The organism is Chryseobacterium sp. 3008163 (assembly GCF_003669035.1).
Classification (GTDB): Bacteria; Bacteroidota; Bacteroidia; order Flavobacteriales; family Weeksellaceae; genus Chryseobacterium.
The window spans coordinates 2,459,629-2,483,880 of sequence record NZ_CP033070.1; the positions used below are offsets into that span (position 1 = coordinate 2,459,629).

The window sequence follows — 24,252 nt, forward strand, 5'->3', positions numbered from 1 at the left end:
TTGTTATAAAACGAACAAATAATGAACGAATATTTCCAAAAATTTTTAATTTATCAGACGCCAAACAATGAAGTTCGGGTCGATGTTTTTCTGCAAAATGAAACGGCCTGGCTCACGCAAAAGTCAATGGCGGCTTTGTTTGATGTAAATGTTCCCGCAGTTAGTAAACATCTTTCCAATATTTTTGATGAAAGAGAACTTGAAGAAAATTCAGTTATTTCCATTTTGGAAACAACTGCTTCTGACGGGAAAAATTATAAAACAAAATATTATAATCTCGATGCCATCATTTCTGTCGGTTATCGAGTCAATTCAGCAAAAGCAACGCAATTCAGAATTTGGGCAACGCATACTTTGAAGGAATTTATCATCAAAGGTTTTGTGATGGATGATGAACGTTTGAAGCAGGGACAAACCGTTTTCGGTAAAGATTATTTTAAAGAATTACTGCAAAGAATCCGCTCGATTCGGTCAAGTGAAAGGCGAATTTATCAACAAGTCACAGACCTATTCGCCGAATGCAGTATTGATTATGATAAAAATTCTGATGTTACTAAAAACTTTTACGCAACAGTTCAGAATAAATTTCATTTTGCCATAACCGGAAAAACTGCCGCCGAAATTATTTATAAAAACGCCAACAGCGAAAAAGAAAATATGGGCTTGACTACATGGAAACATTCTCCAGATGGAAGAATTTTGAAATCTGATGTTGTAGTTGCCAAAAATTATCTCGCAGAAAAAGAAATTCAGCAGCTTGAAAGAACGGTGACAGGTTATTTTGATTATATCGAGGGTTTAATTGAAAGAGAAAATACTTTTACGATGGAAGCTTTGGCGGAAAGTGTCAATAAGTTTTTAAATTTCAACGAATACAAAGTATTGGAAGGAAACGGAAAGGTAGCCAAAATTGTTGCGGATAAAAAAGCAGTCATAGAATACGAAACATTCAATAAAACCCAAAAAATAATTTCTGATTTTGATAAAGAAATAAAAAAATTAGGAAAGAATCTTTAAGCTTCTAAGACTTTACATTTTGTCAACTTTTGAAACACTTTTATTCAATCATTTCTTTTGGTACTTTTGCGGTAGAAAAGAGAGTTTTGTCATTATCTCTTGTTTAAATTTAATTCAATGAAAATATTATACCTCGAAACTTCCTCAAAAAACTGCTCAGTCGCCATTTCAGATGACGAAAAGCTGCTTTGCGTAGCAGAAGAAGTTTCAGAAAACTATAAACAATCAGAAAGTCTTCACTCATTTGTAGAATGGGCTTTGGAAGGTGCAGAGCTTTCGATAAAAGATATTGATGTAGTTTGCCTTGGAAAGGGCCCGGGTTCTTACACCGGATTAAGAATTGGTGCCGCTTCGGCAAAAGGTTTTTGTTATGGCTTACATATTCCTTTGGTAGCTGTTAATTCTTTAGAAAGCATGAAAGAGACTTTTTTAGTACAAAACTATGACTTAGTCATCCCTTTAGTAGATGCAAGAAGAATGGAGGTTTATACCGCTGTTTATGATGGGATTTCAGGAAATGAACTCAGTCCAACAGAAGCTAAAGTTTTAGATGAAACATCTTTTCAGGAATTTAATGATAAGAAAATCTTATTTGTAGGTGACGGAGCAAAGAAAGCAAAAGAGATTTTGCAACTTCCCGATGCTGAATTTAATGAAGATATCTACCCTTCTGCTCAATATTTAGTCAAGAAAACTTTAGAGAAAATTAAAAATAAAGATTTTGAAGACATTGCCTATTTTGAGCCCTTTTATTTAAAAGAATTTCACGGAGTTAAAAAGAAAAAAAGCGAAGAATAATCTTCGCTTTTTTGTTTATTTTTTCTGAGCCGGAACCGATGCCGGTTGAAGTTTTTGAATATTATTATTCATCATATCAGGCTTCTTAGGAACACTGCCGCTTTGGATAGCATTATTTACCGGCTGTGAACTATTTGGCAACGGATTGTTTTGATTTCCGGGAGCCGTGATATTCTGAGATTGTTGAATATTATTCTGTGATGGCTGACCGAATGCACCTGAATTTTGCTGAGCATTCTGAGTGTTTTGCTGTACAATATTTCCCTTATTATCAGTTGACTGAAATGCGATATCACTTTTCAGATAGTTAAGCATTTCTTTTGCTTTTTCACCCTCAGGAGTTTTTCCATAGTTTAAAACAATTTGTTCCAATTGTAAAATCATTACCTCTTTCCCACTCGATTTTCCTGCGTTGAATGCATTTAAAAGATAAAGTTTAGGCACAAGTGCATCTTTAGGATTTTTTTGAATGGCTTGATCAAGTATGGCTTGGCTTTCTGTAAACTTTTCAGATTCAAATAATGCGTATGCTGTTTTGTAATCATTTTCCATCTCTGGAGACGACTTTACAAACGTATTATTTTTAGGATTTCTGGCAAATTCTGCATACGAACTGTAAGGATAATCTGTCAGTAAAATTTGTTTTGCTTTTGCTGAAGCCTGAGGATTTTTCTCATGATTCATTGCAAAAATTTCATACAAAGCCTGCAGCATTACCTTTTCTTCTGGTTTTACATCTACCAGATCATATAGTGTTTTTGTAGCTAATGGTGTATTGGTAAAATAGTTCTGATACATGATTCCAAGTCCTAATGAAGCGGTATCTCTGTCTTTTTTCAGTTGAGATAGTTTTCCGGCATCACTTGGTATTTGCTCAATGTAATAGGCCGGCTCAAAACGTCTTGGGTTGGGTACCGTGTTTACTCCCAGAGCTTCATTTTTCATATCTTCAATAGATGCCATTTTTTTAGAATAACGCCAGTTATCTACCAAAGCTCTATCACCCCAAATTTGCTTAAAGGTTGAAGTTCCTTTGCTTACAGTTCCTGTATTTCCGTAATAAAAACCTTTAGTTGCAGTCCCAAAATCTTCAAAAGAATTTGAGCTGTTGGCAAATATTGAATTGGCATTATAGTCTCCTGTATCAAAACCTTTACTTCTTTCTGCACGAATTCTTTCCAATTCTTCTTTAGCTTCTTTAGCCTTTAATTTTTCGATATGTTTAGCAAAATAATCTGTTTTCTGAGGTTCAGACATTTTAGCAATCGTCAGAATACTGTCGTTTTTTCTTATTAAATAATAGTTTTTTGAAATCTTTTTGATGTTTTCAGACTGATCTTTTAACAGAACTTTTGAAGGCTCGTACGTCATTGTAGCCAATGCAGAATCATAATAAGCACCCGCACCGATGTAATCGTTTTTATCTAAATATCTTCTTCCGATTTCATAATACGTCAAGCCTCTTACCTGTGGATCTGAAACTTTCTCTAAAAGAGATTTTCTGAAAAACTCTTGTCCCTCATCCGGTTTTCCAGCTTTGGTAGCCATTAAGCCTAATGCGTAATAGAACTCGTTTTTTCTTGAAGCATAAGTTCCTTTTTTGCTTATATCTTCTAAGTATTTTCTTGCGCCCGCATAGTCTCCTTTTCCGTTGAATGTTTTAGCGATTTCGATTTGCGATTTGACTTCAAATTCAAAATCATTAGCATATTTGTAGGCTGCTGCAAAGCTTTCACGGGCAGGTTCGTTTCTTCCTAATTCAGATAAAACCTGACCTCTTAAAAATGCAATTCTGCTTTTAAGTTTTCTGTTTCCGTTTAGTTCAAAAGCACGGTCTAATTCTTTTACTGCTTCTTCTTTTTTTCCTGCATCCAATAAAGATTCTGAATAATAGATGCTTAAAAGTTTGTCATGATCTTTACTGATTTTTTCACTTTTTAATTTAGCGAAAACCTGATCAGATTTATGATAATCTTTAAGCTGTGCATATGCTAAACCTTCATAAACGCGTGCTAAAGGAAGTCTTTTGTCTTCTTTCATGTGGGTGAAAACGTAGTTCAGTGCATCTAGTGCCTGTCTCGATTTTCCCTGATAAATACGTGATTGAGCAAGAATAATGTATGCATCAAAAATAGTTTTATTCTGCTCCTCTCCTTTTCTGATTACAGAATATTTTCCGATTGCTTTTAAAGCTTTTGCTTCTGCAATTTGAAGTGCAGTTGCACCTTTATTTTCTGGTTGATTATTTGGATCTTGAGGCATTCCCGGTCTTCCTCCTGGTCCGTTTGGAGGCATTCCCGGTGCAGTTCTTCCTCCTTGTGCCGGCCTGTTGACTTCTGCCATTTTCATAGAGTTTTCTGCGAAAGCAGAGGATTGTCCAAGATCACTTCCTATCGGCTGTTCTTCATACGTCAAAATAGGAATGTGTGGCGCATAAAAATTATCTTTATGAGCTTTGTCTCTGTCTGTAAATTCACTGTTCAATGCGTCTTTAGCATTAAAGAGTGTATTGTAATATGTCGAAAATCCTTTTAAAAACTTTGATCTGGCTTCCGGTTTTTTCACTTTCGTTCCGCAGGAAACAACGATAATCGCCGTCAAAAGGAATATAATATTCTTTTTCATTATTCAATATAACTCGCTAATATGCTTTTTATTATCAAAGCATTTTGATGATTCTGTAAAAATAATAAAATTTTATGGGGAAATTATTTATATTTCTTTTAAAATTTTGTAAACCAAATGGGTAGGCAGTCCCATGATGGTATAAAAACTGCCATTCATTTTTGTAATTTTTGCCATTCCAAGCCATTCCTGAATACCGTAGCTGCCTGCTTTATCGAAAGGTTTGTAGTTTTTTATATAAAAATCAATTTCCTCATCTGAAATTTCTTCCAATTCTACATCGGCAACATCAGTTTCAGTAATAGTTTTATTTAAAGTTTTAATGGTAATTCCGGTATAAACCTGATGCGTTTTTCCTGATAGTTTCTGCAGCATATTTTTGGCATCTGCTTCATCTCTGGGTTTACCTAAAATCTGATTGTCGATAGCAACAACGGTATCTGCGGTAAGTAAAACTTCATCTTGCTCTAGTTTTCTGAATGCATTAGCTTTTAATTCAGATAAATAAGCGGCGGCATTTTCTATTTTTATATTTTCAGGTAAAATTTCTTCGCAGTCAATTTTTACAACGTCAAAATCAAATCCTAAACTGGTAAGCAATTCTTTTCTTCTTGGAGATTGCGATGCTAAAAGTATTTTCATGATTTAATTTTAAACAGATTGTGTATTGTCATCATGCCATTTCCCCTGAACTTTCATCACTTGTTCGATAACATCGCGTACTGCTCCGCTTCCACCCTGCTTTTGTGAAATATAATCTGCAATATTTTTGATTTCAGGAACAGCATTTTCTGGACATGTCGAAATCGCCGAATTTTGCATCATATGAAGATCCGGAAGATCGTCTCCCATTGTGAGAATTTCTTCGTTTTTAAGATTATATTTGGCCTTAAAATCTGCATAATCCACCATTTTGTCATGTGATTTTGCGTAATAATCTTCAATACCAAGATAGTTGATACGATGTCTCACCATTTCATCATTTCCTCCGGTAATTACTCCGATTAGATAATCATTTTTTAAAGCTTTAACAACTGCATATCCGTCCAAAACATTCATTACTCTGCTCATATTTCCTCCCGGCATCAGATAAACGCTTCCGTCGGTGAAAACTCCGTCTACATCAAATACAAATGCTTTTATATCTTTTAATTTCTTTTTATAACTCATTTATTGAATATCATTTAATCTAAATTGTAAGTAAGTCTGACCGTAATTCTTGCAGATTTTGCTTTGCTTGAAGTGTCAAAATTTCCGCCATAGCTGTCTTCATCCGTTGAGCCTTTTGCGGTAATTTGAAATACTCCCATCGAAGCATCTTTCAGTTTTCCGAGGCTTCCGTCTGCAGTATTTACAATTTTTTCTGCTCTCTGCATGGCATCTTTGGCGCCGGCTTCTATTAAATTATGCTTCAGTGAAGCAAGATCAGAATACGTATACTGTGGCGTTCCCGGCTCAAACTGTACTCCACTGTTGATTAGTTCTGCAGTTTTATCCATCACGGTTTCTATCTTTCTCATAAGATCTGGATTTTTCCTTGCGGTAAATGAAATGCTTTGTGTGGCTTTATAACCGTCAAAGATCTCTTCAGACTTTTCAACACCTTCAGCATCTTTACTGGTAACGGTACGGTAGGATTTTGAGAAATTGACACCACCAAAAGAAAACTCATCTGCTTTGAAACCTTTGCTCTGGAAAAAGGTTTTTACTTTTTCTTTATCCTGTAAAATTAAATTGTAAGCGTCTTTTGCATCAAGTGCCGAAGCGTCAAAACTTCCTCCCCATCGTATTTCATCTGAGGTGAAATCTTTGGAGCCCAGACCCGTGACAGATATGGTGTCTTGTTTTACATTTCTGTTTTTGAAGCTGGAACCTAGTATCAATGCTGTGATAATTACTGCGATTCCGATGATCAGTGAAGGGACGAAATTTGTTTTCATTTTATTCTGTGATTTCCCCAAAGATAGCAAATTGCAATGTTTTTATTCTAAATCATACATTTTTTTAATAGAATGATTCATTGTTTTATAAATTTCCAGACTTTCATTTGTTAATAACTGCTCATGCAATTCCAAAACTCGTTTGTCGTTTCTCACGGCAGGTCCGGTTTGTGCTGATTTAGGTTCAATTTCGTGGATCTTTTTCACTGTTTCATCAATCAGCGGTAAAAAATAATCAAACGGAATTTCCTGAGCATCTGAAATTTCTTTCGCTCTCGAAAAAAGATGATTGACAAAATTACAGGCAAAAACTGCGGTCAGGTGAATATATTTTCTTTTTTCATGACTGCTTTCCATCACATTTTCTGAAATTTGAGACGCCAATTCTGTAAGTAATTTCTGATCTTCAGTATTTTCAGTTTCTATAAAGAAAGGAATTTTAGAATAATCTAATTCTTTAGATTTTGAAAAAGTCTGTAAAGGATAAAAGCTTGATTTTCTGTACTCTCCTACCAATATTTCTTTAGATAAAGAACCTGAAGTATGGGTAACCAGACAATCTTTTTTTGCAATTAATTTTGAAACATTTTCCACAGAACTGTCACTTACGCAGATAATATACAAATCTGCATCTTCCAAAGTATCTGTAGAAAAGGGAATGCTCAATTCCTGTGATATATTGCTTAAATCTTCCTCATTTCTGCCAAATAACTGAGCCAAAGGAATATTTTTCTGAGTGAAAGCTTTAGCCAAATGATAGGCTACATTTCCGGAACCAATGATTACAATTTGCATAAAACAAAGATAAGATTTTAGGTTGATTTAAATTGTGAGCTAAATATGAAGTAACTTTGAATAATTAGCATTTTAAAACTAGTTTTACAACAAATATATTTTCTATGAAAGGTGCTGGAATCATTGAGTCTTTAGTAGGCGAAGAATTGAGAGATGGAACAATTCAATCGTATTTTTATGAAAATGAATTACAGGATTTAGTCTATAAAACATATTTAAAGTTTGCTAACAAGTGGATTGAAGTTATTATTACAGATGGTGTAATCGTAGTTCGATTATGTGACGAAAATGTTGCCAATTATAAAGAATATGGAAGTGATGAATACAAGTATACAACAGAAAAATTTTCTGTTGTATTTCCAGAATTTCGAAAATATATTTCTCATAAACTATTGTATTTTAAAGAAATAGTGTCAAAATATAATGAAAAAATAAATTTCGGAATTAGTCTTTACTTTTCAAATGATTTAGTTATTACAATTTTTAATAATCATACTGGTAAAAATGAAATTGTTTTTAGAAGAATTGAAAAAAAAGATTTTAAAGAAATTTGAAGTTTATAATTATTAAGTTAAAACATTTGGACTCAAAATTGAATAAGTAATTTAACTTTTAAATACTTTTGTAATCCAAAACAATGAAAGCATCTTATGAAGATTAAAGACGCAGAGATTATTGCGCTAATGCAAGACCCCCGAACCCAGGAGAAGGGAGTTCGTGTGCTGATGGATGCTTATCAGAGTAGATTGTATTGGCATATCAGAAGAATCATTGTTGACGGAGACCTTGCTCAGGACACTTTGCAGGAGACTTTCATCAAAGCATATCAGAATTTTTACCAGTTCAAAAATGATAGTCAGCTGTACACATGGCTGTACAGAATTGCAACCAATGAAGCGTTACAGCAAATCAACAAGCTGAAGAAAATGCAGAAAACGGATGAAGATCCGGAGTATTACATGCAAAATTTAGTGGCAGATAATGTGCACAGTGATGCTGAAGAAATACAGGTCTTCTTGCAGAAAGCCATACAAAGCCTGCCTGAGAAGCAGAAACTGGTATTTATGATGCGGTATTATGATGATTTGCCCTATGAAGAAATATCCAAAATTGTGGATATGTCGGTGGGGACTTTAAAAACAAATTATCACTATGCCAAGCAGAAAATAGAAGAATATATTAAAGAAAATTACGAAAGATAATTTTTTAGAAACAACGACATGAAAGATTTTGATCTAGATAAATTAGAACGCAAGAACATTTACGCAGTTCCTGAGAATATGTTTGAAAATATTCAGGATAGCGTATTGGGTAAGGTGAATGATTTTGATCTGGATAATTTAGAACGCGAAAACATTTACACAGTTCCTGAAAATATGTTTGAAGATATTCAAAAGAGAGTATTGGGTAACATCAATGATTTTGATCTTGAAAACTTAGAGCGCAAGAATATTTATAAAGTTTCTGCAAATATTTTTGAAAACATTCAGGAGAAGGTATTGAGCGAGATAAAGGCAGATAAAAAAGCACCTATTTTTAAATTAAATTGGGGATATGCAGCAGCAGCTTCCTTGGCGTTGATTTTTGGGTCTACTTTTTTGTATAATTCTTTTTCTGATTCAAATAAAGATCAGGATTTTACAGAAAATTATGCAACAAACTCCGCTCCAAAAAAAGAAAGCGAGATTGCTTATGAGACTTTAAAATCTGATTTAACTTCTGTTGAAAATAACAATCAAACAATTGACAATCAGCAGACAAATCCACAGATAAGAACGGTTGCTGATATTCCTCAGAAAACGGAAGCAAAGCCACAAACGGTGAAACCGGTTTCTAAGAAAACAGAAGCTCAAATGGCAGAATATTTAGATTCGTTTTCTAATTCTGAAATTACAGAATTAGCCAACAATTCAACGCAGGATGTTTATTTGGACTTATATAATTAAAAGAGAGATGAAAAAAATATTATTTGCACTTCTTGTTATTTATGGCTTTGGCTTAAATGCCCAGAAGACGGATTACGACTGGAAAAAGATGGATCCTAAGCAAAGAAAAGAAGTTATCAATAATCTTTCGCCTGACGAGAGAAAAGCGCTTCTTACGCAGTTTAGAAATAATATGGTGCTTGATAATCTTGATGTAGACCCGAAAGATAAAAACGAATTTACAGCAATGTATAACGAATATCTGGATAACCAGAAGAAAATAAAGAGTCAGTTTGATTCTAATTTTAACCCGGAAACATTATCAGAAGACGAAGCGAAAGTGAAACTGCAGCAGAGTTTTGATGTAGGACAAAAATTATTAGATAACAGAAAAAAATATGCGGAAAAGATGCAAACAGTCATTCCGTGCCAGAAAGTTTTGAAGTTGTTTCAATCGGAAGGTATGATGAGAGATAAGATGAATGAAAGAAAACCTCAAGATGGGAAGAATAGGGGTTCAAAACCCAAGCAAAACCCATAATAGTTTATTTTTTTAATGTTGGACGACCCTTGCAATTTATTGTGAGGGTCGTTTAATTTTGAAAAATTTCAGGAAAATTTAATTTACTTATCAATCTCTAATCTTTATTTTTGTAAAAATTTAATGATGAAAAAACTTCTTTTATTTCTTCTATTTTCTGTTTCGCTCATTGCTCAGAAAACGGAAACGATTAATTTCAAGCAAAACATTAAAGATAAAAAAGGACTTACAAAATCACTTACTTTTATTGATAATAGACAAGATAAAAGCATAGGAATAATAGATGATAAAGGAGAATTAGTAGAAGTAAAATTTGAAAATCAAGATGTGAAAAGCCACATAGAAAACTCGTTTTTGGAAGACAATAAAAAGACTGGAAACAAAGATATTGTTATAATACTGGAAGAATTAAAAGTCTATAACGAGCAGGATCAAGATAAAGAATACCCTTATGCCAAAACTAAAATAAAAATCTCAAGTTTTCTAAAAAGAAATAATAATTACTACTTTATTTACCGTTTTGAGAATGTGATTGTCTGTAATCCAAAAAGTGTGGCACATGCACCTAAATATTTGGCTGAGCAGATTTCAGAAATTATCACAGAGTTTATAAAGGCCTCTTATTCTAATACAATTACCTCTTATTCTATTCCTGAAAATGAGATTCATAATTACAAAGGATATTTAAATAAAAACTATAAAGCCTTCAACAATTCTGAATTAAGAGAGGGTGTTTATACAGATTTTAAAAGCTTTTATAACCAAGAACCCAATGGTGATTATTCTATTGGAAAAAATAAAAAAGGCAAAGTAGTAAGATTGATGCATAAAGATCTGCAAACCTCCTTATCTGAAATGTTCTGCTATGTGGAAGGAGGGAAGGCTTACAAACTTACACCAGTTGGTTTTGATGAAATGAAAAAAGATGAAAATGGGTTTTATATTTACTCTTCAAGAGCAAACCTTTTTGCAGAATCTAAAACTGGAGGTGTTCTTGTTGGTGCTGTTGCGGGAGGGATTGTAGGTGCTGTTATTGGTGCAGCAATAGATTCAGGATCGAACAAGAACAGTGGGGCGGTAAATGGCATGGGTTTTAAATCTACAATAGAAGCAAATATTTACATTGATTCTTTAACAGGAGCTTATGTTTTTCAAAAATAAATTATAATAATCATAATTAATTCAACCCTTTCAATTTATTGCGAGGGTCGTTTAAGTTAAATTAATTCCTACTTTTGAAATAAATCTTTACATAATGAAAAAAATAATTCGAATCATATTTATTCTTTTTTCAGTTATTTGTTTTGCGCAAGGTGAAGAAATCATCAAGGAGCGAGGAAATCTTTCAAACCCTAAAGGAAATATCTACAAATCTCTCGAAGTAATTGATCAGAGAGAAGATAAAAAGATAGGAGAAATGCCTTTTGGAGATGATAAAAAAGTAAGAGAAATCGTTTTTCCGGTTACTGCAAATGCTTTTTTAAGCAAATGGTACACAGATAGCAATCATAAAGGCGGAAAACACGAACTGATTTTAGTTTTAAAGAAATTAAAGACCACAATAGGCGAAACTTCTAGTAAAGAAACAGAGGCTGACGTAGAATTTTCTGCTCAAACCTTTCTGAAAGAAGGTGACCGATATTCATTTTTGTATAAAAAAGATACGGTGTACAGTTTTAAAAGTAAAAATATTTCAGATGTTGTTGTAAAAAACATTCCAGTAGTTTTTGCGATGTTTATGAAGAAAACATTTACGAAGAAGGCTGATGACAAATTTGTTACATCAGATGCTTTAGCAGATTATGAATCTTATGTCAAAAGTAATTCTGAAGCCTATACAAGCAGTCAATTAAAAGATGGGATTTATTTAGACCATCAATCTTTTCTGCATCAAGCTCCATTACAAGGAAAATATATTTTTGAAAGAAATGGCAAAGGAGATGTTACAAAAGCCATAAAAGACGAGAACGGAAAAAAAGATAAAATCTCAGCACACGAAATGTTTGCTTACATAGAAAATGGGAAAATCTACAAACATACTTTTTCTGGATTTATGGAAGTATTTAAAAATGAAAAAGGATTTTATCTGATGAGTAACCGAGGCAATATTCTACCTGTAAAACCATCTTCATTCTCTGTTGGAGTCGGTGGAGTATACAATGGGATTGCCATCGGGCTTGTAAGTGTAATCGACAGAAGCATCATACAAAATAAAATGAAAAGAGATGAAATTATGGAAATTTACATAGATCCTCTTACTGGAGAATATGATTTTTCTGATGAATAGACAATTTAGATTTCTAAAAGGTGTTCTGTTTTAACAAAATAAACGCATCCTGCAAAATTAAGAGAGACGATTTGTCCCTCTTTTTTTATCTTTGCAAATTACATAGTTCTTAAATGAAAAACATACGAAATTTTTGCATAATCGCCCATATTGACCACGGTAAATCTACTTTGGCAGACCGTCTTTTGGAGTACACCAACACGGTGACTCAGAGAGAATTACAATCTCAGACGCTTGATGATATGGATTTGGAAAAAGAACGTGGGATCACGATAAAATCTCACGCCATCCAGATGGATTATGAGCTTAATGGCGAAAAATATATTTTAAACCTTATTGATACGCCGGGACACGTAGATTTTTCTTACGAAGTTTCCCGTTCGATTGCAGCTTGTGAAGGTGCACTTTTGATTGTTGATGCTGCACAAAGTATTCAGGCACAGACAATTAGTAATTTGTATCTGGCTTTAGAAAATGACTTGGAAATTATTCCGATTCTAAATAAAATTGACCTTCCATCAGCGAATCCTGAAGAAGTTACCGACGAAATTATGGGACTGATCGGATGTAAATACGAAGATGTTCTTAGAGTTTCCGGGAAAACGGGAGAAGGAGTTCATGATTTGTTGGAACAAATTGTAAAAAGAGTTCCGCCACCAGTTGGAGACCCTGACGCGCCACTTCAGGCTTTGATTTTTGACTCGGTTTATAATCCATTTAGAGGAATTGAAGCGTATTTCAAAGTGGTGAACGGAAGTATTTCTAAAAACGAGAAAATCATGTTTTTTGCTACAGGTAAAGAATACGGTGCAGATGAGGTAGGAACTTTAAAACTAAAACAGGTTCCGAAAAAGACAATTGAATGTGGTGATGTAGGATATATTATTTCCGGGATTAAAGATGCCCGTGAAGTGAAAGTGGGAGATACGATTACTTCTTTCGTAAATCCTGCAGCTGCAGCGATTGACGGATTTGAGGAAGTAAAACCAATGGTTTTTGCCGGAATTTATCCGATCGAATCTGAGGATTTTGAAGAATTAAGATTTTCATTAGAAAAATTAAGGCTGAATGATGCTTCTTTGGTTTTCGAACCTGAAAGTTCAGCAGCTCTTGGTTTCGGTTTCCGTTGCGGATTCTTAGGAATGCTCCATATGGAAATTGTGCAGGAAAGACTGGATAGAGAATTTAATATGGACGTGATCACGACCGTTCCCAACGTATCGTATTTAGGATATTCTAAAAGAGAACCGGACGTTTCGATTTTAATTAACAACCCATCTGAAATGATTGATCCCAATCTTTTAGACAGAGTGGAAGAGCCTTATATCAAAGCTTCTATCATTACAAAATCTGACTTTGTTGGATCTGTAATGACACTTTGTATCGAGAAAAGAGGTGAAATCGTTAACCAAAGTTATTTGACTGCCGATAGAGTAGAGCTTACTTTCAATATGCCTTTGGCTGAGGTTGTTTTCGATTTTTACGATCGTCTGAAATCTATTTCTAAAGGATATGCATCTTTCGATTATTCACCAATCGGGATGCGTGCTTCGAAATTGGTAAAAATGGATATTCTTATCAACGGAGATATGGTAGACGCTTTATCTTCATTGATTCACGATTCTAATGCTTATTATATAGGTAAAAAAATGTGTGAAAAGCTTCGTGAACTGATCCCGAGACAGCAGTTTGATATCGCTGTTCAGGCAGCGTTGGGAGCGAAAGTTATTGCAAGAGAAACGATTAAAGCCTTGAGAAAAGACGTTACCGCAAAATGTTATGGTGGTGATATTTCAAGAAAGAGAAAACTTCTTGAAAAGCAGAAAGAAGGGAAGAAAAAGATGAAGCAGATTGGTAGAGTAGAAGTGCCGCAGTCGGCATTTATGGCTGTTTTGAAGCTGAATGATTAAGCAAAGAGCCAAGTAAAAAGGCAAAAGATAAAAGTAAAATCCGCAGAAAAAATCTGCGGATTTTTTATTGAAAAACCGTTTCAACTGAAACGGTTTGCTATCTATTTTTTGGTATATTTTATCTCCATCGTCTTATACTCCTTGCCTGTTTTAGAATCAGGACCGTACATTTCGAGGGTTTGATGCGTGTCATCCACAAAAGTATAGACTTCTCTCACGTCGTAGTCTTTTCCGGGCCTTGATGGGTCGGTCATTTTTCCTTTAAATTCAATTGATTTTTTGGAAGCGTTCCAGTCACCCTCCATAGTCATCAATCCGGTTCCCATATTATCGATCCACGTGCTTACAAACTTCTTTTTAGAATTGTCATACCCTGTAATGCTCATTCCTTCAAAAGGCATTCCCATAAAATCTCCTTTGTGTTCGCTGGTTTGATAACGTCCGTCAAAGATCATTTTATTGGTCGTTGTTGACGTGCTTGTCATAGGTTTTCCGCCGTCTTCCATCCACATCGTGTTCTCACCAGACCATGCTCCGTCAGATTTTGCAAGCATTTTCTGCATGTCTCCCGGCGTTGCATAATCCATCCAAGCTTTGTTAGCGGTTGCAGAATCTATTGGTTTCCATTCTTCTTTTTCCGTAGATTCGGTTGCGTCTGAACCTGTTTTTACATCCATTTTCACTTTATCGCAAGCGACAAACAATAACGTAGTACAAGCTGCGAAGAATAAATTTTTCATAATTGTTTAGTTTTAAGTTGATTATAAATTTAATAAAAAATAAGATTCAAAAAATTATTATTTTAATCCCGATATTAATAAGTAATAGTTGTAGTTTTGTGTACTCATAACGCAAATTGAATTATGGATTCTCCAAAAAAACTACAGGATATCAAAGTTGCTGTCGATGCCGTTATTTTCGGATATTTTGATAAAAAAGATTTACAACTTCTTTTAATTAAGAGAAATATTGAACCATTCAAAGGTGGTTGGGCATTACCGGGTGGTTTGGTTTTGGATGACGAGAACCTAGATGACGCTGTAAAAAGAGAATTACACGAAGAAGCGGGCATAAAGCCTGATTTTTTGGAGCAACTCTACACATTTGGCAATGTAGGTCGTGATCCAAGAAATAGAGTAGTTTCCATTGCTTATTTGGGCTTAGTCAATCCGTCTTATCATGAGTTGTTTGCAGATTCAGATGCAGAAGACGCGCAATGGTTCAGTGTCAATGAGCTTCCGAAATTAGCTTTTGATCATCAGACCATTATTGACATTGCTTTAAAAAGACTTCGTACAAAAATTCAATATCAGCCGATTGGTTTTAATCTTTTGAATGATGAATTTGTATTTTCTGAATTGGAGAATCTCTACAAAACTATTATCGGAAAGGAAATCGACCGCCGAAATTTCAGAAAAAAAATCATGAGCTATGGACTTCTCAACGAAACTTCTCAATTTAAAAAAGAAGGCAGCGGTAGACCAGGAAAATTATTTACTTTCAATCAGGAGAAATATAAAGAGCTTGAAGAAGAAGGTTTTTACTTCGAAATTAAATAAGGTCTGAACACAAATATCACAAATGTTTAGCACTAAATTTCACAAATATTTTAATGTAAGCTAGCAGAAATATTTTTAGAAAAATACAAATTATATACATCAATAGGAACGGGCTTTAGCCCGTTTTTTAATGAATAAACATTCCATCAGCTTTAGCTAAAACTTAAATGAACAATAATTATTTGTGCCATTCATGAAAAATATTTGTGGGATTCGTGTTTTATAAAATAAATTTTATATCTGAATATCAATTACTTAAATTTATTAGCGTAAAATAAACACAAATAAATTTGGCTAATAAAATCAAACCTTCTTATATTTGTGTAACAATAACGCAATCATGAAATATACATTACAAAATACAATAGAAAAATTTCAGAAAAAAGAAAATCCAGAGTTCTTGTTTTTCTGGGGACATACGGTGAAAGATGAGATTACAAAAGCTTGTTTTAGCCAATGGTTTCCTTTACAATTCGAAGAAAGTGGAACAAATTATCCAACTGCCGAACATTATATGATGGCTGGGAAAGCGAGACTTTTTAATGATAATGAAACGTTAGAGGAAGTTTTAAAATCAGATTCTCCAAATCAAGCGAAGAGTTTAGGTAGAAAAGTCAAAAACTTTGATCCGAAAGTTTGGGATGAGCAAAAATATGAAATTGTGCGAAAAGCAAACTTGTTAAAATTTTCTCAGAATGAAGCATTTAAAGAGTTTTTACTTTCAACAAACGATAAGATATTAGTTGAAGCCAGTCCGTACGACACAATCTGGGGAATCGGAATGTTGGAAACAGATCCAAAAGCACAAGATCCACTTCATTGGAATGGTGAAAATTTGTTAGGATTTGCTTTAATGGAAGTAAGAGACGAATTAAGAGGGTAGAAACACAATAATCAAACACAAAATATTAATCATGAAAAGATAGAATTACATCCACAGATTTTTTTGATTGAAGATTTTCTTACAAATGAAGAATGTGACCATTACATTGATTTGACGCAGGACAAAGTTTTTGAAGAAGCGAAAATCAATATGCACGGTCAGCAGTTAATGAATAAAGGAGTCAGAAATAATGACAGGCTGATGGTTTTCGATAATGAACTAGCTGAAAACTTTTTCGAGAAAGCAGTTGAATTCCTTCCACAAATTCACGACAACTATAAAGTTTTGAATTTTAATGAAATGCTAAGGATTTATAAATATTCTCCGGGGCAAAGATTTAAAATGCATCGTGACGGAAGTTATATCAGAAATGAATGTGAGAAAAGTTTTTACACCTTTATGATCTATTTGAACGATGATTTTGAAGGTGGTGAAACAGAATTCGAAAATTCCTTCACAGTTGCTCCAAAGAAAGGTTCTGCATTGGTTTTTCATCATCCTTTAAGACATGAAGGTAAAACTTTAATCAGCGGACTAAAGTATGTTTTGAGAACGGATGTGATGTACTCTAGAAAATAATTCGCAAAGAATTATAGCAAAACTATGCAGTTTTTAATTAGTGTAAAACAAACGCAAATAAAATTTGAAAACATGGAAGAAGACCTAAAACCCAGATTATCGAATCATTACAAAGAAATAATGACCAGATAAGAGAAGATCGAGCCCGAACAATCGGGGAAGATTCAGAGTTGATATACAGACGCCGAGTTGAAGACATTGAACTGAAAATAAAAAGACTGGAGCGTGAACAGGAAGGTCTTATCGACATCAGTCCGTTAGACAAAAACAGTTTAACATTTGCCGATTTTCAGCCGGAAGCATTCGTTCAGAGAGACATAGAATTATCATTAACAATCAGAAATTTAAATATTCAGCTTGAAGTTTCCACAAAAAGATTTGAATATTTATTTGGTAAAAATTTTAGTTATGGGAAGTACAAGATACGACATGGACGCTCGTTATGACAGAGCAAGAAAAGAAGGTTATGCATCAAAATCTGCAAGTGAAATTTTCACTCAGAATGCAAAAAGAAGGGCACACGAATCAATGAATCCTAATGGCATTTCTTTCAGAGAATCAAGAGATTCTGCGGTTCACCCAAATTCAGTTCCTATTATTTTAGGATTGGATGTCACGGGAAGTATGGGACATATTCCTCATGAATTAATTAAAGAAGGTCTTCCAAAATTAATGGGCGGAATCATCCAAGGAGGCGTTCCTGATCCCGCACTTTTGTTCTTAGGAATCGGCGATCATGAGTGTGACGGCTATCCTTTACAGGTCGGCCAGTTTGAATCCGGAGATGAAGAATTGGATATGTGGTTGACAAGAACTTATATTGAATCCGGAGGTGGAGGAAATGCTGGAGAAAGTTATTTATTGGCTTGGTATTTTGCTGCTTTTCACACCAGAACCGACGCTTTTGAAAAAAGAAGTCAAAAAGGATTATTGTTTACAGTTGGTGATGAACCTTGCCTGAAAACACTTCCTGCTTCAGCAATCAGAGAAATAATGGGAAGCGGACAACAGAGTTTTAAGCATACAGAATTGTTGGAAGAAGCAAAAAAGAGATATGAGGTTTTCCACATCAGCGTTTTGCATTCCGGACAGGCGGTGAATGCAGATCAAGGCTGGAAAGATTTATTAGGACAAAACTGTTTATCCATCGAAGATTACAGAGATGTTCCAAAAGTAATCAAAGAGGTAGTTTGCAGTAGATTTGGTGAAGATCATTTCAAAACTAAAGATTTAGGTGGATTTAATAATATTCAAATGTTTTAAAAATGAAAACCGCACAAATAATTATAGGCTTAGGTTTTGGTGATGAAGGAAAAGGAATCGCGACAGATTTTCTGGCTCAGCAGAATCCTGAGTCTGTAGTTATTCGTTTTTCCGGAGGACAACAGGCGGCGCATACGGTAATGATTGATGATAAAAAGCATATTCACTCAAGTTTTGCAAGTGGAGCGCTGCGTGGTTTGCCATCTTATTTCACCGAACATTGCACGATTCATCCGACTTTCTTATTTAATGAAAGAGAAGAATTAATCAAGAAAAACGGAAATGTTGAGTTACATATTCATCCGTTGGCAAAAGTGACCACACCTTTTGATGTTTTCAGCAATCGAAATAATGTCAGAAACTTAGAACACGGAACCTGTGGAAAAGGAGTCGGAGCGACGATGAAGAGAAATGAAAGTCCGTTTAAATTATTTGCTGTTGATTTGATCGGCCCAAGATCGATGTTGATTGAAAAATTAAAAGGAATTTCCAATTATTATGGCTTTGAAGAAGGAGAGGAAATCCAAAATGCTTTACAGGATTTTTTAGAAGCTATCGATAGAATTGATTGGAAAATTGAAGGTTATAATTATCTAAATTCATTTAACCATCTTATTTTTGAAGGCAGTCAGGGAATTTTATTAGATATGGATCATGGCGTTTTCCCGAATGTGACTTTTGCAAATACCACTTCAAAAAATGCCTATGAAGTTTGTAAATTGTTGAATATTGAAAATATTGAAATGTTTTATGTCACAAGATCGTATTCAACACGTCACGGAAGCGGATGGATGAGCAATGAAAAGGATTTAGCATTAAAAAATAATGAGGAGGAAACCTGCATTTTTAATGAATATCAAAAGGATCTTCGTTTTGGTGATTTGGATTATGATTTATTAAATTATGCTTTGAAGCTGGATGCAGCTTATGTTACTGCCAATAAGAAAAATCTGGTGGTGACCTGTCTGGATCAATTGGACGAGGAATTTAAAATAGAAAATCTTGATGTGAAATTTGATGTGGTTTATGAGTCTTATTCTCCATATTCAAAGGATTTTAAAAGAATTGATCGATAAGAAAATATTAGTTAATTTTAAAAGAAACATTTTTTACATCAGCCAATTTTTATAATGAATAAATTTCAACGGCTTTAGCCAAAACTTAAAGAAAAGATTATTAAAATAAAAAACACTTCATTTAAACATGAAAACTATCAATTATTTAAAAGGAGATGCAACAAACCCTAAGATAAAAGGAAATAAAATCATCACACATATATGTAATGATATAGGAGGTTGGGGAAAAGGTTTTGTAATGGCAATTTCTAAAAAATGGAAGAATCCAGAAAATGAATATAGAAAATGGTTTCAAAGTGGAGAAATTTTTAATCTTGGAGAAATTCAAATTGTTCAAGTCGAAGAAGATATTTGGATTTGTAATATGATTGGTCAACATAAAACGATCTCAAATTCCAAAGGAATAGCTCCAATTAGATATGAAGCTGTAGAAAAATGTTTAGAGAAATTAACTGATGAAGCTTTAAAATTAAATGCAAGTGTACATATGCCAAGAATCGGTTGCGGTTTAGCAGGAGGAAATTGGGAAGAAATTGAACCGATTATTGAAAGAACATTGTTGAAAAATAATGTGGAAGTATATGTTTATGATTTTGAATAAATAAAAAACTAACCATGACAAATAAAGAAATGGCAAAAGATACATTAGGCATCTTATCCAAAAATATTATATAAACGAAAACAACGAAAAAATAAATATAGAAAACGAACTGGAAATTTCTACAAAAGGAACCATTTTGTTTTCACCGGATGAACTTTCGGAAATGATAAAAAAGAACTCCCCAAAACAAATTTCGAAACGCAATTTGAGGTTTGGAGATGCAGTTCTTTAAAAGCAATTTTAGAATTAGCTGAAGAAGAAAATCAGGAAAAAATCATGTGTCTGAATTTCGCATCAGCCAAAAACCCAGGAGGTGGTTTTATCAACGGAGCCGAAGCTCAGGAAGAAAGCCTGGCGAGAACTTCTGGACTTCATGACAGTTTGCTGCAAGGTTGGGAATATTACGAAACTCACCGTGCAATGGAATCTTGCTTTTACACCGATATGATGATCTACAGCCCGAAAGTTCCGGTTTTCAGAAAAGATAAAGGCGAATTGTTGCCGAAACCTGTTTTGTGTAATTTCATCACGTCTCCGGCAGTGAATGCAGGTGTTGTAAAACGCCAGGAACCGGAAAGGGCTCATGAAATTTTCGGAGCAATGGATGTAAGAACGGATAAAATGTTGGCTTTGGCTTTAAACAAGGGAAATGAAACCTTAATTTTAGGAGCCTGGGGATGCGGTGTTTTTAAAAATGATCCTAAAGAAATTGCGGAATTGTTTAAAAAGCATCTTCACGGAAAGTATAAAAATAAATTTAAAAGAGTGGTTTTTGCAGTTCTGACGAAGAAAGAAGAAATGATAAAGCCGTTCGAAGGAATATAATGAAAACAGATAAACTCTTACTCGCTTCAAAATCTCTCATAGGAGTTTCCATAGGGGATGCTTTTGGAGAAAGTTTTTTCGGGCATGAAGATTTGATGAAAAATTATATTCATCAAAAAATTCTTCCTGAAACTTCTCTTGACTTTACAGACGACACAATTATGTCGATTGCAACTTTCAAGTCTTTGGAAAAATTTGGCGTGATTAATCAGGATTTTCTGGCGAAAGAGTTTACAAAAAACTATTATTTAGATATAAACAGAGGTTACGGACCATCAATGCATCAATATTTCGGAGCTGTAAAAAGTGGAGAAAACTGGAAAGAAGTTTCTTATTCAAAATTTGAAGGACAAGGTTCGATGGGAAATGGCGGTGCAATGAGAGCTTCTGTGATTGGGGCACACTTTTATGATGATTTGAATCAACTTAAAATCAATGCAGAACTATCCTGTGAAGTGACTCACGCAAATAAAGAAGCAATAGAAGGAACAAAAGCAATTGCGCTGGCTGCAGCTTTTGCGATTCGGGAAAAGTTAGGAATTAAAAAATATTCTCAGGAAGAATTTATTCAAAAAATTCAGGATGAATTAAATGATTCTGATATGAAAAGTAAGCTTAATAAAGTTATTCACTTAAATGGAAATCCAAGTATTGAACTGCTGGTAAAAACATTAGGAAACGGAATCAAAATGACCGCTCAAGATACAGTTCCACTTGTCATTTGGATGCTTTCGAGATATAGAAATAATTTTGAAGAATGTCTTTGGAATACAGTTTCTGCATTGGGAGACAGAGATACAACCTGTGCAATGGTGGCAGGAATAAGTATTTTATGCTGCGATGAAAATTCAATCCCAGATTGGACGGAGAATATTGAAAATTGGAAAAAAAGCAGATTTTATGAAGATTGAATTAATAAAAGCCGACATCACAAAAATAAATACAGACGCCATCGTCAATGCTGCCAATTCTTCATTGCTTGGTGGCGGTGGAGTTGACGGTGCTATTCATCGTGCCGGAGGATCGCAGATTTTGGAGGAATGCAAAGAAATCAGAAACCGACAGGGAAAATGTAAAACAGGAGAAGCTGTAAAAACAACAGCCGGAAATCTTCCCGCAAAATATGTCATTCATACGGTCGGTCCAATTTGGAATAACGATGAAGAAAAATCTTCACAACTTCTAGCAAATTGTTATAGAAACTCATTAAAATTGGCTGAAAGTTTAGATGTAAAAACTATTGCTTTTCCAAATATCAGTACAGGAGTTTATAGATTTCCAAAAGAATTAGCGGCGAAAATTGCTGTTGAGGTAGTGAAGAAGTTTGAATCAGATATTGTTGAGAAAGTTATTTTTGTATGCTTTGATGAGGAAAATGAAAAAATTTATAATAAGTTTTTACAATAATGGGGAACAATAATTTCAGATTTGTAGATGATCCTGAAAATAAAAATGAAGGATTAACGGTTGAGGAAATTGATTCTCTCCAAGAAGAATCAAATTTGAGATTTCCCAAAATTTATATTTCTTTTCTTCAAAAAGCCGGCAAAAAATCAAATGTTTTTCAGGTTGAAACAAACGCTGAAATATTAAGAAAAATTCAAAATGAACTAAGATCAGAACTGGATAAACTTAATTTATTACAAAATGAAAATATTCTTTGTATAAAAAAGTATGAAGTATATGAAGAATATTTCAATTCAAATTTTGAAACGTATTATTTTTTTAATCTTTCCGAAAATAAATGGAATCCTACACTTTATATTTTCGAGGAAGTCTGTATTAATGAAGGATGGCTTGCTTTCAAAAAGCAAATAAGAGAAACGAAGGAAAACAATTTTATAGCCTTCATAAATTGTGAGACAGAGAGAAAATATGGCTTAACACCAAAGCAACACCTGAAAAATTTTCCTCTGTACATAATTTCAATACCATTATCTCTTATTTTGCTAATCATATTACGATTCCAAATTTTAAAAGAAAAAATTAAAAACCAATGAAAAAACTAACCATATTAAGCGGTGCCGGAATCAGCGCCGAAAGCGGAATAAAAACCTTCAGAGACGGAGATGGTCTTTGGGAAAATCACAGCATCACGGATGTAGCGAGTCCGGAAGGCTGGAGAAAAGACAGAGAACTGGTTCTTGAATTTTACAACCAGAGACGTCGCCAGCTTCATGAAGTAGAACCGAATGATGCGCATAAGCTCATTGCCGATTTAGAAAAATATTTCGAAGTTCAAATCATCACTCAAAACATCGATGATTTACACGAAAGAGCTGGTTCGGAAAATATCATTCACCTTCACGGCGAATTGTTTAAATCTTGTTCGTGCAATAATAAAAGCTTGATTTACGAACAAAAAGACGACATCAAAATCGGAGATAAAGCAGAAGACGGAGCACAATTGAGACCTTTCATCGTTTGGTTCGGGGAAGATGTTCCTTTGATGAAAGAAGCGACAGAAAAAGCAAGAGAGGCAGATATTTTTTTGGTCATCGGAACTTCTTTACAGGTCTATCCTGCTGCAGGACTGCTACACGACATCAAAGATGACTGTTTGCTGATTGTAATCAATCCCAACGAAACAGGTTTCGGGTACGGACAAAGGGCGGTTGTCATGAAAGAGACCGCAACGAAAGGAATGAAATTATTGTTTGATAAGCTTGTAAATCTAGCCTAATGGAAAATAGTGTAAAAGCCGGAATTTTTGGAGTTTGTATTGGCGATGCTTTGGGCGTTCCGGTGGAATTTAAGAAGAGAGAAGATCTGAAAAAATCCCCTGTTACCGGATATTTGGAATATATGTCATGGAATCAGCCCAAAGGAACTTGGAGCGACGACAGTTCTTTAACTCTTTGTCTTGCAGAAGTATTGGCAAAAGGCTACGACTTAGAAAAAATTGGAGAAAGCTTTGTAAAATGGAATAAATACGGACATTGGACAGCTCACGGAAGACTTTTCGATATTGGCGGAACAACAAGGCATTCCATTGCAAGATTGATTAAGGGAGAAAGTGCAAAATTTTCAGGAAATATTTTTGAAGAAGATAATGGCAATGGTTCTTTGATGAGAATCCTTCCCTTGGCTTTTTATCTTAAAGATGAAGAAAATATTGAAAAATTATATCAAATCGTAAAAGAAGTTTCGTCAATTACTCATGGACATTTTCGTTCTGTTTTTGCATGTTTTATCTATGTGATTTTTGCCATTGAATTAATTAAACAAAGAGATAAAAAAGAAGCATATCATCATGTTCAAAAGTTTGTTTTGGAATATGCAGAATTTCAAGGATTTAACTTAAATGAGATTAAACTGTTTGAAAGAATTTTAATGAATGATATTTCAAAATACTCTGTAGATGAAATTAGAAGTAGCGGCTACGTTCTTCACAGTTTAGAAGCTTCATTATGGTGTTTCCTAAATTCCGAAAGTTATTCCGAAGCCGTTTTGAAAGCCGTCAATTTAGGAGAAGATACCGATACAACCGGAGCCATTACAGGCGGAATTGCAGGAATTTATTATGGTTTTGAAAATATTCCTGAAGAATGGATTGCTGAATTAGTGAGGAAGGAGGATATTGAAAACTTATGTAATAAATTAGAGAAAAAAATAATGAAATAAAGCA

General features: G+C 34.1%; 27 protein-coding genes and 1 pseudogene. 22 read left to right on the forward strand and 6 right to left on the reverse strand.

Going from position 1 to position 24,252, the window contains the following annotated elements; translation table 11 throughout:
• Positions 1 to 21: 21 nt before the first annotated feature.
• The gene (locus tag EAG08_RS11110) at positions 22 to 1,017 is read left to right on the forward strand and encodes a virulence RhuM family protein (protein ID WP_129535493.1); all 996 of its coding nucleotides are present in this window, start codon (positions 22 to 24) and stop codon (positions 1,015 to 1,017) included.
• A 117-nt stretch (positions 1,018 to 1,134) separates the two neighbouring features.
• Positions 1,135 to 1,815 (forward strand): tRNA (adenosine(37)-N6)-threonylcarbamoyltransferase complex dimerization subunit type 1 TsaB, encoded by a 681-nt coding sequence (gene tsaB / locus EAG08_RS11115; RefSeq protein ID WP_129535494.1) that lies wholly within the window; start codon positions 1,135 to 1,137, stop codon positions 1,813 to 1,815.
• 15 nt (positions 1,816 to 1,830) lie between these two features.
• Here tsaB and EAG08_RS11120 read toward each other — a convergent pair whose 3' ends face one another.
• The 5 genes from EAG08_RS11120 to EAG08_RS11140 all read right to left on the reverse strand — a co-directional run bounded on the left by EAG08_RS11120 (position 1,831) and on the right by EAG08_RS11140 (position 7,175).
• The gene (locus tag EAG08_RS11120; RefSeq protein WP_129535495.1) at positions 1,831 to 4,440 is read right to left on the reverse strand and encodes a tetratricopeptide repeat protein; all 2,610 of its coding nucleotides are present in this window, start codon (positions 4,438 to 4,440) and stop codon (positions 1,831 to 1,833) included.
• Between the two features lie 87 nt (positions 4,441 to 4,527).
• On the reverse strand, positions 4,528 to 5,082 hold the full coding sequence (locus EAG08_RS11125) for a Maf family protein (protein ID WP_129535496.1): 555 nt from the start codon (positions 5,080 to 5,082) through the stop codon (positions 4,528 to 4,530).
• A gap of 9 nt (positions 5,083 to 5,091) precedes the next feature.
• Positions 5,092 to 5,610: a KdsC family phosphatase gene (locus EAG08_RS11130; protein ID WP_129535497.1), complete on the reverse strand. Its 519-nt coding sequence runs from the start codon at positions 5,608 to 5,610 to the stop codon at positions 5,092 to 5,094.
• A gap of 14 nt (positions 5,611 to 5,624) precedes the next feature.
• Positions 5,625 to 6,380: an SIMPL domain-containing protein gene (locus tag EAG08_RS11135; protein ID WP_129535498.1), complete on the reverse strand. Its 756-nt coding sequence runs from the start codon at positions 6,378 to 6,380 to the stop codon at positions 5,625 to 5,627.
• 42 nt (positions 6,381 to 6,422) lie between these two features.
• Positions 6,423 to 7,175 (reverse strand): Rossmann-like and DUF2520 domain-containing protein, encoded by a 753-nt coding sequence (locus EAG08_RS11140; protein ID WP_129535499.1) that lies wholly within the window; start codon positions 7,173 to 7,175, stop codon positions 6,423 to 6,425.
• Positions 7,176 to 7,279: 104 nt separating this feature from the next.
• On the opposite strand from EAG08_RS11140, the gene EAG08_RS11145 reads away from it, so the two are divergent.
• The 7 genes from EAG08_RS11145 to lepA all read left to right on the forward strand — a co-directional run bounded on the left by EAG08_RS11145 (position 7,280) and on the right by lepA (position 13,838).
• On the forward strand, positions 7,280 to 7,729 hold the full coding sequence (locus EAG08_RS11145) for a hypothetical protein (protein ID WP_129535500.1): 450 nt from the start codon (positions 7,280 to 7,282) through the stop codon (positions 7,727 to 7,729).
• Between the two features lie 96 nt (positions 7,730 to 7,825).
• Positions 7,826 to 8,377: an RNA polymerase sigma factor gene (locus EAG08_RS11150; RefSeq protein WP_129535501.1), complete on the forward strand. Its 552-nt coding sequence runs from the start codon at positions 7,826 to 7,828 to the stop codon at positions 8,375 to 8,377.
• A gap of 18 nt (positions 8,378 to 8,395) precedes the next feature.
• On the forward strand, positions 8,396 to 9,121 hold the full coding sequence (locus EAG08_RS11155; RefSeq protein WP_228446521.1) for a hypothetical protein: 726 nt from the start codon (positions 8,396 to 8,398) through the stop codon (positions 9,119 to 9,121).
• A gap of 7 nt (positions 9,122 to 9,128) precedes the next feature.
• Positions 9,129 to 9,641, forward strand: a complete 513-nt coding sequence (locus tag EAG08_RS11160) for a hypothetical protein (protein ID WP_129535502.1) — start codon at positions 9,129 to 9,131, stop codon at positions 9,639 to 9,641.
• A gap of 123 nt (positions 9,642 to 9,764) precedes the next feature.
• Positions 9,765 to 10,802 carry a hypothetical protein gene (locus tag EAG08_RS11165; protein WP_164998557.1) on the forward strand — a complete coding sequence of 346 codons (1,038 nt, stop codon included), beginning with the start codon at positions 9,765 to 9,767 and terminating at the stop codon, positions 10,800 to 10,802.
• A 94-nt stretch (positions 10,803 to 10,896) separates the two neighbouring features.
• Positions 10,897 to 11,928 (forward strand): hypothetical protein, encoded by a 1,032-nt coding sequence (locus tag EAG08_RS11170; protein ID WP_129535504.1) that lies wholly within the window; start codon positions 10,897 to 10,899, stop codon positions 11,926 to 11,928.
• Between the two features lie 113 nt (positions 11,929 to 12,041).
• Positions 12,042 to 13,838, forward strand: a complete 1,797-nt coding sequence (gene lepA, locus EAG08_RS11175) for a translation elongation factor 4 (RefSeq protein ID WP_129535505.1) — start codon at positions 12,042 to 12,044, stop codon at positions 13,836 to 13,838.
• A 101-nt stretch (positions 13,839 to 13,939) separates the two neighbouring features.
• Here lepA and EAG08_RS11180 read toward each other — a convergent pair whose 3' ends face one another.
• Positions 13,940 to 14,578, reverse strand: a complete 639-nt coding sequence (locus tag EAG08_RS11180; RefSeq protein WP_129535506.1) for a DUF1579 domain-containing protein — start codon at positions 14,576 to 14,578, stop codon at positions 13,940 to 13,942.
• 123 nt (positions 14,579 to 14,701) lie between these two features.
• Between EAG08_RS11180 and EAG08_RS11185 the strand changes: the two genes are divergently transcribed.
• From EAG08_RS11185 to EAG08_RS11245, 13 genes and pseudogenes are all read left to right on the forward strand, one after another.
• On the forward strand, positions 14,702 to 15,397 hold the full coding sequence (locus EAG08_RS11185) for an NUDIX hydrolase (RefSeq protein WP_129535507.1): 696 nt from the start codon (positions 14,702 to 14,704) through the stop codon (positions 15,395 to 15,397).
• A 340-nt stretch (positions 15,398 to 15,737) separates the two neighbouring features.
• Positions 15,738 to 16,280 carry an NADAR family protein gene (locus tag EAG08_RS11190; RefSeq protein ID WP_129535508.1) on the forward strand — a complete coding sequence of 181 codons (543 nt, stop codon included), beginning with the start codon at positions 15,738 to 15,740 and terminating at the stop codon, positions 16,278 to 16,280.
• A 63-nt stretch (positions 16,281 to 16,343) separates the two neighbouring features.
• Complete coding sequence (locus tag EAG08_RS11195) at positions 16,344 to 16,859, forward strand: 2OG-Fe(II) oxygenase (RefSeq protein WP_228446523.1); 516 nt, start codon at positions 16,344 to 16,346, stop codon at positions 16,857 to 16,859.
• Between the two features lie 170 nt (positions 16,860 to 17,029).
• Entirely contained in the window at positions 17,030 to 17,305 is a 276-nt protein-coding gene (locus EAG08_RS11200) for a hypothetical protein (protein ID WP_228446524.1), read from the forward strand.
• A complete protein-coding gene (locus EAG08_RS11205) occupies positions 17,268 to 18,122 on the forward strand; it encodes a hypothetical protein (protein WP_129535510.1) in 855 nt (284 codons plus the stop codon). The genes EAG08_RS11200 and EAG08_RS11205 overlap by 38 nt, the downstream gene beginning before the upstream one ends.
• A gap of 2 nt (positions 18,123 to 18,124) precedes the next feature.
• Positions 18,125 to 19,198 (forward strand): adenylosuccinate synthetase, encoded by a 1,074-nt coding sequence (locus EAG08_RS11210; protein WP_129535511.1) that lies wholly within the window; start codon positions 18,125 to 18,127, stop codon positions 19,196 to 19,198.
• A gap of 127 nt (positions 19,199 to 19,325) precedes the next feature.
• Positions 19,326 to 19,799, forward strand: coding sequence for a macro domain-containing protein (locus EAG08_RS11215; protein ID WP_129535512.1), 474 nt, complete (start codon positions 19,326 to 19,328; stop codon positions 19,797 to 19,799).
• A gap of 228 nt (positions 19,800 to 20,027) precedes the next feature.
• Positions 20,028 to 20,624 (forward strand): annotated as a pseudogene (locus EAG08_RS11220) (TIGR02452 family protein); the annotation flags it as partial.
• Positions 20,624 to 21,535: an ADP-ribosylglycohydrolase family protein gene (locus EAG08_RS11225; protein WP_129535513.1), complete on the forward strand. Its 912-nt coding sequence runs from the start codon at positions 20,624 to 20,626 to the stop codon at positions 21,533 to 21,535. The pseudogene EAG08_RS11220 and the gene EAG08_RS11225, both read left to right, overlap by 1 nt.
• Positions 21,525 to 22,031, forward strand: a complete 507-nt coding sequence (locus tag EAG08_RS11230) for an O-acetyl-ADP-ribose deacetylase (protein WP_129535514.1) — start codon at positions 21,525 to 21,527, stop codon at positions 22,029 to 22,031. The genes EAG08_RS11225 and EAG08_RS11230 overlap by 11 nt, the downstream gene beginning before the upstream one ends.
• Entirely contained in the window at positions 22,031 to 22,624 is a 594-nt protein-coding gene (locus EAG08_RS11235) for a hypothetical protein (RefSeq protein WP_129535515.1), read from the forward strand. Before EAG08_RS11230 ends, EAG08_RS11235 begins: the two co-directional genes overlap by 1 nt.
• The gene (locus tag EAG08_RS11240) at positions 22,621 to 23,307 is read left to right on the forward strand and encodes an SIR2 family NAD-dependent protein deacylase (protein ID WP_129535516.1); all 687 of its coding nucleotides are present in this window, start codon (positions 22,621 to 22,623) and stop codon (positions 23,305 to 23,307) included. Before EAG08_RS11235 ends, EAG08_RS11240 begins: the two co-directional genes overlap by 4 nt.
• A complete protein-coding gene (locus EAG08_RS11245; RefSeq protein WP_129535517.1) occupies positions 23,307 to 24,248 on the forward strand; it encodes an ADP-ribosylglycohydrolase family protein in 942 nt (313 codons plus the stop codon). The genes EAG08_RS11240 and EAG08_RS11245 overlap by 1 nt, the downstream gene beginning before the upstream one ends.
• Positions 24,249 to 24,252: the final 4 nt, after the last annotated feature.

Excerpts from the sequence above, each read along its gene's own strand:
- EAG08_RS11145 (WP_129535500.1), top strand. The coding sequence starts at position 7,280 with ATGAAAGGTGCTGGAATCATTGAGTCTTTAGTAGGCGAAGAATTGAGA.
- EAG08_RS11225 (WP_129535513.1), top strand. The coding sequence starts at position 20,624 with ATGAAAACAGATAAACTCTTACTCGCTTCAAAATCTCTCATAGGAGTT.
- EAG08_RS11240 (WP_129535516.1), top strand. The coding sequence starts at position 22,621 with ATGAAAAAACTAACCATATTAAGCGGTGCCGGAATCAGCGCCGAAAGC.
- EAG08_RS11130 (WP_129535497.1), bottom strand. The coding sequence starts at position 5,610 with ATGAGTTATAAAAAGAAATTAAAAGATATAAAAGCATTTGTATTTGAT.
- EAG08_RS11125 (WP_129535496.1), bottom strand. The coding sequence starts at position 5,082 with ATGAAAATACTTTTAGCATCGCAATCTCCAAGAAGAAAAGAATTGCTT.
- EAG08_RS11110 (WP_129535493.1), top strand. The coding sequence starts at position 22 with ATGAACGAATATTTCCAAAAATTTTTAATTTATCAGACGCCAAACAAT.
- lepA (WP_129535505.1), top strand. The coding sequence starts at position 12,042 with ATGAAAAACATACGAAATTTTTGCATAATCGCCCATATTGACCACGGT.
- EAG08_RS11215 (WP_129535512.1), top strand. The coding sequence starts at position 19,326 with ATGAAAACTATCAATTATTTAAAAGGAGATGCAACAAACCCTAAGATA.
- EAG08_RS11245 (WP_129535517.1), top strand. The coding sequence starts at position 23,307 with ATGGAAAATAGTGTAAAAGCCGGAATTTTTGGAGTTTGTATTGGCGAT.
- EAG08_RS11205 (WP_129535510.1), top strand. The coding sequence starts at position 17,268 with ATGGGAAGTACAAGATACGACATGGACGCTCGTTATGACAGAGCAAGA.
- EAG08_RS11150 (WP_129535501.1), top strand. The coding sequence starts at position 7,826 with ATGAAGATTAAAGACGCAGAGATTATTGCGCTAATGCAAGACCCCCGA.
- EAG08_RS11140 (WP_129535499.1), bottom strand. The coding sequence starts at position 7,175 with ATGCAAATTGTAATCATTGGTTCCGGAAATGTAGCCTATCATTTGGCT.
- EAG08_RS11155 (WP_228446521.1), top strand. The coding sequence starts at position 8,396 with ATGAAAGATTTTGATCTAGATAAATTAGAACGCAAGAACATTTACGCA.
- EAG08_RS11170 (WP_129535504.1), top strand. The coding sequence starts at position 10,897 with ATGAAAAAAATAATTCGAATCATATTTATTCTTTTTTCAGTTATTTGT.
- tsaB (WP_129535494.1), top strand. The coding sequence starts at position 1,135 with ATGAAAATATTATACCTCGAAACTTCCTCAAAAAACTGCTCAGTCGCC.
- EAG08_RS11210 (WP_129535511.1), top strand. The coding sequence starts at position 18,125 with ATGAAAACCGCACAAATAATTATAGGCTTAGGTTTTGGTGATGAAGGA.
- EAG08_RS11180 (WP_129535506.1), bottom strand. The coding sequence starts at position 14,578 with ATGAAAAATTTATTCTTCGCAGCTTGTACTACGTTATTGTTTGTCGCT.
- EAG08_RS11185 (WP_129535507.1), top strand. The coding sequence starts at position 14,702 with ATGGATTCTCCAAAAAAACTACAGGATATCAAAGTTGCTGTCGATGCC.
- EAG08_RS11165 (WP_164998557.1), top strand. The coding sequence starts at position 9,765 with ATGATGAAAAAACTTCTTTTATTTCTTCTATTTTCTGTTTCGCTCATT.
- EAG08_RS11135 (WP_129535498.1), bottom strand. The coding sequence starts at position 6,380 with ATGAAAACAAATTTCGTCCCTTCACTGATCATCGGAATCGCAGTAATT.
- EAG08_RS11230 (WP_129535514.1), top strand. The coding sequence starts at position 21,525 with ATGAAGATTGAATTAATAAAAGCCGACATCACAAAAATAAATACAGAC.
- EAG08_RS11235 (WP_129535515.1), top strand. The coding sequence starts at position 22,031 with ATGGGGAACAATAATTTCAGATTTGTAGATGATCCTGAAAATAAAAAT.
- EAG08_RS11160 (WP_129535502.1), top strand. The coding sequence starts at position 9,129 with ATGAAAAAAATATTATTTGCACTTCTTGTTATTTATGGCTTTGGCTTA.
- EAG08_RS11120 (WP_129535495.1), bottom strand. The coding sequence starts at position 4,440 with ATGAAAAAGAATATTATATTCCTTTTGACGGCGATTATCGTTGTTTCC.
- EAG08_RS11190 (WP_129535508.1), top strand. The coding sequence starts at position 15,738 with ATGAAATATACATTACAAAATACAATAGAAAAATTTCAGAAAAAAGAA.